Origin of the sequence: Xanthomonas arboricola pv. guizotiae (assembly GCF_002940205.1) — a bacterium.
Classification (GTDB): domain Bacteria; phylum Pseudomonadota; class Gammaproteobacteria; order Xanthomonadales; family Xanthomonadaceae; genus Xanthomonas; species Xanthomonas arboricola_C.
This window is the reverse complement of the sequence record NZ_MDSK01000106.1, coordinates 1-833: the sequence shown is the minus strand read 5'-3', so window position 1 is coordinate 833 and position 833 is coordinate 1. Positions and strand designations below refer to the sequence as shown.

1 protein-coding gene is annotated in these 833 nt (G+C 64.2%); it reads right to left on the bottom strand.

The genetic code is table 11. From position 1 onward, the window contains the following. The coding region (locus tag XarbCFBP7408_RS22005; protein ID WP_146093835.1) for a Tn3 family transposase at window positions 1–833 on the bottom strand (833 nt) is incomplete at both ends.

The window sequence follows — 833 nt, the reverse complement described above, 5'->3', positions numbered from 1 at the left end:
TGGACGGTGTCAGGCTGGATGTCGGAGGTGTTCTTCAGCAGGCCATCGATGATGTAGACCGCCTCCCAGACACCGCACGGAATGAAGTGGCTGAACAGCGCGACGTACGTATCGGACACGTGGTGGTAGGCGATGCCGCCGTAGCCGCCATAGCGGATGTGGTACGAGGCGAGCAGATTCTGGCCGTAGAGGTCGTACTTGGTGCCGTCGGCGGCTGCGCTCTTGCCATCGCCCCAGCATTTGGGGAGTTGCAGGCCGGCGTAGCTGTTGATGATGTCCCGACAGGCCGCCGCCAGTTTGTTGGCATCCACATGCCGGCGGTTGACGAACGACAGCATGTGCGCCGAGACGGCGCCACGCAGGTGTCGGGCAGCCTGGGCCGGTCCGAGGTTGCAACCATAGGTGAAGGCGGTGAGGACGTAGCGCTCGGTCGGTTGCTCGATCTTGGCGTCCGAGCCGGACAGAGGACCGAAGTGCCGGGGCCAGCGCGTCCAGTGGGCCACATCGCACAGGATCTCGATGACGCTGCGTTCGCGCATGCGGTCGAGGACGGCGGTTTCCAGGGCACGGGCCCCGCAGCTCATCTCCTTGGCCTTGCTGCGCTTGAGTAACGGAATGCCATCCTCGCCGATGACCACTTGGCCGTTCTCCAGATAGCCCTGATCGGTCAGCTCGGCGACTTGCGTCAGGCGCGATTGCAAGGCATTGACGAAGCCCACGGCCGTGGCCGGCAGGCCCACGTGCTTGCAGTAATCCTCCAACAGAGGCTCGCACTGCTCCCACGGCAGCAACTGTTCGCGGTAGTCGGCGTAGGTTTCCGATCCGCGCACAGC